This window comes from Mesorhizobium sp. M5C.F.Ca.IN.020.32.2.1, assembly GCF_004023105.1.
In the GTDB taxonomy this organism is placed as follows: Bacteria; Pseudomonadota; Alphaproteobacteria; order Rhizobiales; family Rhizobiaceae; genus Mesorhizobium; species Mesorhizobium wenxiniae.
The window spans coordinates 1-6,488 of record NZ_RZSX01000323.1; the positions used below are offsets into that span (position 1 = coordinate 1).

Below are 6,488 nucleotides of genomic sequence, written 5' to 3' on the forward strand. Positions count from 1 at the left end.
TCGCAAAGGTCGCGTCGGCAGCGTCGAGCGGATCAAGCGGCGTGTCGAGCGCGATCACGAGCAGACCGGCGTCACGCGCCTTCTTCACCGCCGGGACAATGCCCTTGGTGTCCGACGCGGTGATCAGGATGCCCTTGGCGCCGTCGGCGATACAGCTTTCGATCGCCGCCACCTGGCTCTCGCTGTCGCCGTCGATCTTGCCGGCGTAAGCCTTAAGTTCGACGCCAAGTTCTTTGGCTTTCGCGGTCGCACCTTCCTTCATCTTGACGAAGAACGGGTTGGTGTCGGTCTTGGTGATCAGGCAGGCGCCGACATCGGCGGCGGACGCAGCCGAGGTGAACGCCATCAGACCCAGTCCGGCCGCGGCGAACACGGTGGACTTCAATAGTGCTGTCTTGGTCACGATTTTCCTCCCAGTGGAACCATTTCGGATGCCGGCCAACCGGCACCTGCACAAAGCATCCAGCGACTTCTCCCAGCGTGGACGCCTGCCCCAACAGAATACCAGACCGAGCTCTCTGTCAATAATTAAATCACTCTTATTTATTATTGACAGCGCTGCGTCGTTCACCCATTCTGGCCCAAAAGCGTTGAGGGAAACGACGGGAGGAACAGGGGTGGAGACCGGCACTACAAGGCACGGTTCGCCCGAGGCAGCCGAAAGCCGCATTCACCGCGGCACCAACCAGAGCGGCATGCGGGACCACAATGAGCGGCTGGTGCTGTCGCTGGTGCGTCAGCACGGCAGCCTGGCCAAGTCCGACATTGCGCGCATGACCGGACTTTCCGCCCAGACGGTTTCGGTCATCATGCGTGAGCTCGAGGAGGACAACCTCCTTGTCCGTCAGGCGCCGTTGCGCGGCAAGATCGGCCAACCTTCCATTCCGATGGCGCTCAATCCCGATGGTGCCTATTTCATCGGCTTGAAGATCGGCCGTCGCAGCGCCGAACTCGTGCTGATCGATTTTCTCGGCAACGTGCGCTCGATGCTGCAGCATTCCTACCGCTATCCGGCACCGCGCGAGACGGTCGAATTCGTCACCTCCGGCATGAAGACGATGCGCGGCGATCTCACCCCGGCGCAGGACAAGCGCATTGCCGGACTTGGCATCGCCATGCCGTTCGAATTGTGGAACTGGGCCGATACGGCAGGTGCGCCGCGCGACATCATGGACGAATGGCGCCACCGCGACATCCGCGCCGACATTCAGGCGCAGTGCGAATTCCCGGTCTACCTGCAGAATGACGCCACCTCGGCTTGCGGCGCCGAACTGGTGTTCGGCCGGGCGGGCGCGGCGCGCGACTTCGTCTATTTCTATATTGGTGCCTTCGCCGGCGGCGGCATCGTGCTGAACGGTCACCTTTTCGGCGGACCGACCGGCAATGCCGGCGCGCTGGGTTCGATGCCGGTGCCCGGACCGGACGGCAAGCCGGCCCAATTGATCGACGTGGCGTCGATTGCCATGCTGGAAAAGGCGCTTAACGCACGCGGTATCGAGGCCTCGCACCTGTGGACGTCACCGGAGGATTGGGGTGAGATCGGCGTCGAGCTCGACGACTGGATCGCCTGCGCTTCGCAGGCGCTCGCCTATGCCATTGTGGCGGCGTCATCGGTTATCGATTTCGAGGCAGCGGTAGTCGACGGATGGATGCCGAAGGCCGTGCGGCGCCGGCTCGTCGATGCCGTTGTTGAAGCTATCGGCAAGATCGATGGTGAAGGCCTGAAGCTTCCGGCCATTCGCGAGGGGACTGTCGGCATTCATGCACGTGCCCTGGGCGGCGCCAGCCTGCCGCTTTCCGAGCGCTTCCTTATCGGCTCGACTATGATTTCCAGGAGTGCCTGAGCGTGCTGATCGGAATCCCGGTGCTGCTCGGTCCGGAGCTTCTGGCGACGCTGCGTGCCATGGGTCATGGCGACGAGATCGCCCTTGTAGACGGAAACTACCCGGCGAAAGAGCAGGCACACCGGCTCATCCGCGCCGACGGTCATCATCTTGTTCCGATGCTCGACGCCGTCCTCAGCGTGTTGCCTGTCGATGACGCAGTGCCGGAGGCGCTGTTTCGCGCGTCGGTCAAAGGTAATCCCCTCCTCGCCGATCCCGTTCATCACGAGATGGAGGCGATCTGCGCCAAGCGTGCTCCGGGCCGCAAGGTGGTTGCGCTTGCCGGCGCCGACTTCTATCAACGGGTTAGGTCCGCGCACGCGATCGTTGCGACAAGCGAGCCGCGGCTCTACGCCAACATCATCATCCGCAAGGGTGTGATCTATCCGCCGGAGACCAGGAAGCCATGATCCTCTGTTGCGGCGAAGCGCTGATCGACATGCTGCCACGCACCACGACGGAGGGCGAGCCGGCCTTTGCCCCCTATGTCGGCGGCGCGGTGTTCAATACCGCTATTGCGCTTGGCCGGCTGGGAGCACCCGCCGGTTTCTTTTCCGGCCTGTCGTCGGATCTATTCGGCGGCCAGTTCAGGGACGCGCTCGGGGCAAGCAAGGTCAGTTCCACCTATGCGCACACATCGCCCCGGCCGACCACGCTTGCTTTCGTGCGGCTGGACAACGGCCAGGCGACCTACACGTTCTACGATGAAAACACAGCCGGACGCATGCTGACCATCGACGATCTGCCGAAACTCGGCAGCGAGATCGAAGCCATGCTGTTCGGCGCCATCAGCCTGATCTCGGAGCCGGCCGGATCAGCCTACGAGGAATTCATGCGGCGCGAGCACAGCCACCGCGCCATGATGCTCGACCCCAACATTCGGCCGAATTTCATACCGGACAAGGCCAAGCATCTCAGGCGCATCCGCTCGATGATGGGGATGGCCGACATCGTGAAGCTGTCGGACGAGGACCTCAACTGGTTCGGCGAAGCCGGCTCGCACGAGGACGTCGTCCGCAACTGGCTGGATCGCGGCCCGACGCTGATCGTCGTGACCCATGGCAGCGAAGGCGCCGTCGGCTACACCAGGGATCACAAGGTCACGGTCGTGCCTGACAAGGTCGAGGTGGTCGATACTGTCGGCGCCGGCGACACGTTCAACGCCGGCATCCTGGCCTCGCTGCACGAGCAAGGCCTGCTGTCGAAGGAGGCAATCGCCAATCTGGCGGAAAACGCCATCCACAAGGCGCTGGCGCTTGGCGCCAAGGCTGCGGCGGTAACCGTGTCGCGGGCCGGTGCCAATCCGCCCTGGCGGTATGAAATCGCCTGACCGGATCAGATCCTTCGGAAGGTATTGCGCCGATCGATCACTTTATGTTTCGCCTCACCGGATAGGACGCGATGCAAAGGGTTGGACCTGCCCGACGAAGCCCGGATTTCCGGCGTCTTACAAAGACACACCGGCAATCGCGGGTAACAGGCTGCGACACTTGAGCAATTCGCGGTTTTGCCCATGCGGCTTTCTCGGCCGCGCCAAGTCTGATACCAGCGGCCCGTTATCTGGCTAGTACCGTTTGAGGCCGACATGCAGTTCATCGATCTAGGCGCGCAGCGCGAACGAATCCGCGACAGGCTGAAAGTAGCGATCGACCGCGTCGTCGACGAGGGGCGCTATATTCTCGGCCCCCAAGTCACCGAATTCGAAAACAAGCTTGCCGCCTATATCGGCACCAAGCATGTGGTAGCCTGCGCCAACGGCACTGACGCACTGTTGCTGCCGCTGTTTGCGGCCGGCATCGGCCCAGGTGACGCGGTGTTCGTGCCGAGCTTCACCTTCGCCGCCACGGCGGAAGTGGTGGCGCTGGCCAAGGCTGAGCCGGTTTTCGTCGATGTCGATCCCCAGACCTACAACATCGACATCGCCAGTCTCGAGGCGGCCATCGCCATGATCAAGGCGGAAGGCCGGCTGAAGCCAAGGGCGATCATTCCCGTCGACCTGTTCGGGCTCGCTGCTGACTACGAGGCGATCATGGCGATCGCCAACCGCGAAGGGCTGATGGTGATCGAAGATGCCGCGCAGGCGATCGGCGGCTCGATCGACGGCAAAATGTGCGGTTCGTTCGGCGCGGTCGGCTCGACCAGCTTCTACCCGGCAAAACCGCTCGGCTGCTACGGCGACGGCGGCGCGATGTTCACCAATGACGATGCGCTGGCGGAGCAACTTCGCTCGTTCGCCTTCCACGGCAAGGGCGAAACCCAATATGACAATGTCCGCGTCGGAATCAATTCGCGGCTCGATACGCTGCAGGCGGCGATCCTGATCGAGAAGCTGGCCATTCTCGAAGATGAGATGGTTGCCAGGCAAGCGGTCGCCAATCGGTATGCCAAAGGCCTCGGCGACATCGTCAAGACGGCGCGCAACCTGGAAGGTGGCCGTTCGGCCTGGGCGCAATATGCCATCGAGACGCCGAAGCGCGACGGGCTGAAGGCGCATCTCGGGGACAAGGGCATCCCGTCGGTCATCTATTACGTGAAGCCCTTGCACAGCCAGATCGCCTACCGCGACTATCCGCGCACGCCGACGGGTCTATCCGTTTCGGAGGAGCTGCCGAGGCGCATCCTCTGCCTGCCCATGCACCCCTATCTGGGCGAGGCCGACCAGGACCGGATCATCGAGACGATCCGCAACTATATCGGCTCGAATTCGGCGCAAATCGCCGCCGCGTAGACGGTCGTTAGACGGGTCTGGACTCCGCAGGCTTGCCGCTAGCGATGAAATGCGGATTGGCGAAGTCCTCGTCATCGCTCTGGTTGCGCTTGCCGTAGGCCAGCGGCTGACCATCGAGTGTGCGCGTTATACCGCCTGCCGCGCGCAGCACCGCATCGCCGGCCGCGGTGTCCCATTCCATGGTGCGGCCGAAGCGCGGATAGACGTCGGCCTCGGCGCCGGCGACAAGACAGAATTTCAGCGACGAGCCGACCGACACGATCTCGGCAGCACCCACGGTGCGAATATAGGCTTCGGTTTCCGGCGTATTGTGGGACCGGCTGGCGACGACGGTCAGTGGCGCCACACCCGTTCTGGCCGAAATCGGCCGACGGCCGATGATCTGGTAGTCGCCATTGACTTCGATTGCTTCCGCCCTGCCCGGCCGGCCGGAAAAGAAGCGTCCCGTGCATGGCGCAAAGACCACACCGATATCCGGCACGCCGTGGCGAACGAGCGCGATGTTGACGGTGAAGTCGGTCCTGCGGTTGACGAATTCCTTGGTGCCGTCGAGCGGATCCACCAGAAAGAAGGCGTCGTCGAGGTCGGGCGGCACGATGCCGGTCGATGCCTCTTCCTCAGCCACACAAGGGATATCGGGGAAAGCCGCGCGCAGCCCAGCGAGAATGATCTTTTCGCTCTCGCGATCGGCCTCGGTCACCGGCGAGCTGTCTGATTTCTGGTCGACCGAGCAGCCGGCATCGAAGACGCGCATCACCTCTCGCCCCGCCGCCAAGGCGATGCGCTCGAAAACGCCGAGCATCGCTTCGTCGTCAGATGCCGCCGCCGCTATCATATTGGTTTTCGGCAATGTCACGCTCGTTCAGCCAGAGTTCCAGGGCCTCTACCATCTCCTCGGCAGACTTGCCGAGTGTCTTGAGATGGATTTCGGGGTTTTCCGGGGCTTCATACGGTGAATCGACGCCGGTGAAATTCTTGATTTCGCCATTCAACGCCCGCGCATAGAGGCCCTTCGGATCGCGTCTGGCGCATTCCTCAAAAGGTGTGTCGACAAACACCTCGACGAATTCACCGGTGGCCATCAACTCCCTGGCCATGCGCCGCTCAGCACTGAATGGCGAAATGAAGGAAACAATGACGATCAGCCCGGCATCGGCCATCAGCCGCGCCACTTCCGCAACGCGGCGAATGTTTTCGACGCGGTCGGCGTCGGTGAAGCCAAGATCGCGATTGAGGCCGTGGCGGACATTATCGCCATCCAGGATGTAGGTATGCCGGCCGGTGGCGAACAGCTTTTTCTCGAAAAGATTGGCGATGGTCGACTTGCCCGAGCCCGAGAGCCCGGTGAACCAGAACACGGCGGGCCGCTGGTTCTTCAGATCGGCACGGCCGTGCTTGCCGACATCGAGCGATTGCCAGTGGATGTTTTCGGCGCGGCGCAGCGAATGCAGGATCATGCCGGCCCCGACCGTGGCGTTGGTGATGCGGTCGATCAGGATGAAGGCGCCGGTCGTGCGGTTCTCGGCGAAAGTATCGAAGGCGATCGGCGCCCGCGTCGAGATGTTGCAAATTCCGACTTCGTTCATTTCGAGTGACTTGGCCGCCTCATGGGCAAAGTCGTTGACGTTGACGCGGTACTTCAGGTCGGTGACGGTGGCACTGGTCTGATCGGTCTCGGTCCGCAGGATGTAGGAGCGGCCCGGCAGCAGCGCATGCTCATCGAACCAGACGATGTTGGCGGCGAACTGGTCGGCGACCTGCGGCCGCGCCGCCGGCGACACCAGCATATTGCCGCGCGAGACCTCGACCTCGTCGTCGAGAACAAGAGTGATGGCCTGGCCGGCGACCGCTTGGCTCACGTCGCCGCCATGCGAGAC

7 protein-coding genes are annotated in these 6,488 nt (G+C 62.7%); 4 read left to right on the plus strand and 3 right to left on the minus strand.

The window, feature by feature from the left end; translation table 11 throughout:
• On the minus strand, window positions 1–385 hold a 385-nt coding region (locus EOA86_RS17365; protein WP_206630053.1), incomplete at its 3' end, for a substrate-binding domain-containing protein.
• 232 nt (window positions 386–617) lie between these two features.
• Here EOA86_RS17365 and EOA86_RS17370 point away from each other — a divergent pair.
• The 4 genes from EOA86_RS17370 to EOA86_RS17385 all read left to right on the plus strand — a co-directional run bounded on the left by EOA86_RS17370 (window position 618) and on the right by EOA86_RS17385 (window position 4,611).
• Window positions 618–1,844, plus strand: coding sequence for an ROK family transcriptional regulator (locus tag EOA86_RS17370; protein ID WP_128342779.1), 1,227 nt, complete (start codon window positions 618–620; stop codon window positions 1,842–1,844).
• 2 nt (window positions 1,845–1,846) lie between these two features.
• A complete protein-coding gene (locus EOA86_RS17375; RefSeq protein WP_029355783.1) occupies window positions 1,847–2,293 on the plus strand; it encodes an RbsD/FucU domain-containing protein in 447 nt (148 codons plus the stop codon).
• Window positions 2,290–3,213 (plus strand): carbohydrate kinase, encoded by a 924-nt coding sequence (locus EOA86_RS17380; protein ID WP_127208675.1) that lies wholly within the window; start codon window positions 2,290–2,292, stop codon window positions 3,211–3,213. The genes EOA86_RS17375 and EOA86_RS17380 overlap by 4 nt, the downstream gene beginning before the upstream one ends.
• Before the next feature lie 255 nt (window positions 3,214–3,468).
• On the plus strand, window positions 3,469–4,611 hold the full coding sequence (locus EOA86_RS17385; protein WP_127208674.1) for a DegT/DnrJ/EryC1/StrS aminotransferase family protein: 1,143 nt from the start codon (window positions 3,469–3,471) through the stop codon (window positions 4,609–4,611).
• A gap of 7 nt (window positions 4,612–4,618) precedes the next feature.
• Here the strand turns inward: EOA86_RS17385 and cysQ are convergent, their stop codons facing one another.
• The gene (gene cysQ, locus EOA86_RS17390) at window positions 4,619–5,413 is read right to left on the minus strand and encodes a 3'(2'),5'-bisphosphate nucleotidase CysQ (RefSeq protein WP_164759499.1); all 795 of its coding nucleotides are present in this window, start codon (window positions 5,411–5,413) and stop codon (window positions 4,619–4,621) included.
• A gap of 10 nt (window positions 5,414–5,423) precedes the next feature.
• Window positions 5,424–6,488, minus strand: a 1,065-nt coding sequence (cysC, locus tag EOA86_RS17395) for an adenylyl-sulfate kinase (RefSeq protein ID WP_128342781.1), incomplete at its 5' end; no start/stop codon positions are given.

Excerpts from the sequence above, each read along its gene's own strand:
- EOA86_RS17380 (WP_127208675.1), top strand. The coding sequence starts at position 2,290 with ATGATCCTCTGTTGCGGCGAAGCGCTGATCGACATGCTGCCACGCACC.
- EOA86_RS17385 (WP_127208674.1), top strand. The coding sequence starts at position 3,469 with ATGCAGTTCATCGATCTAGGCGCGCAGCGCGAACGAATCCGCGACAGG.
- cysQ (WP_164759499.1), bottom strand. The coding sequence starts at position 5,413 with ATGCTCGGCGTTTTCGAGCGCATCGCCTTGGCGGCGGGGCGAGAGGTG.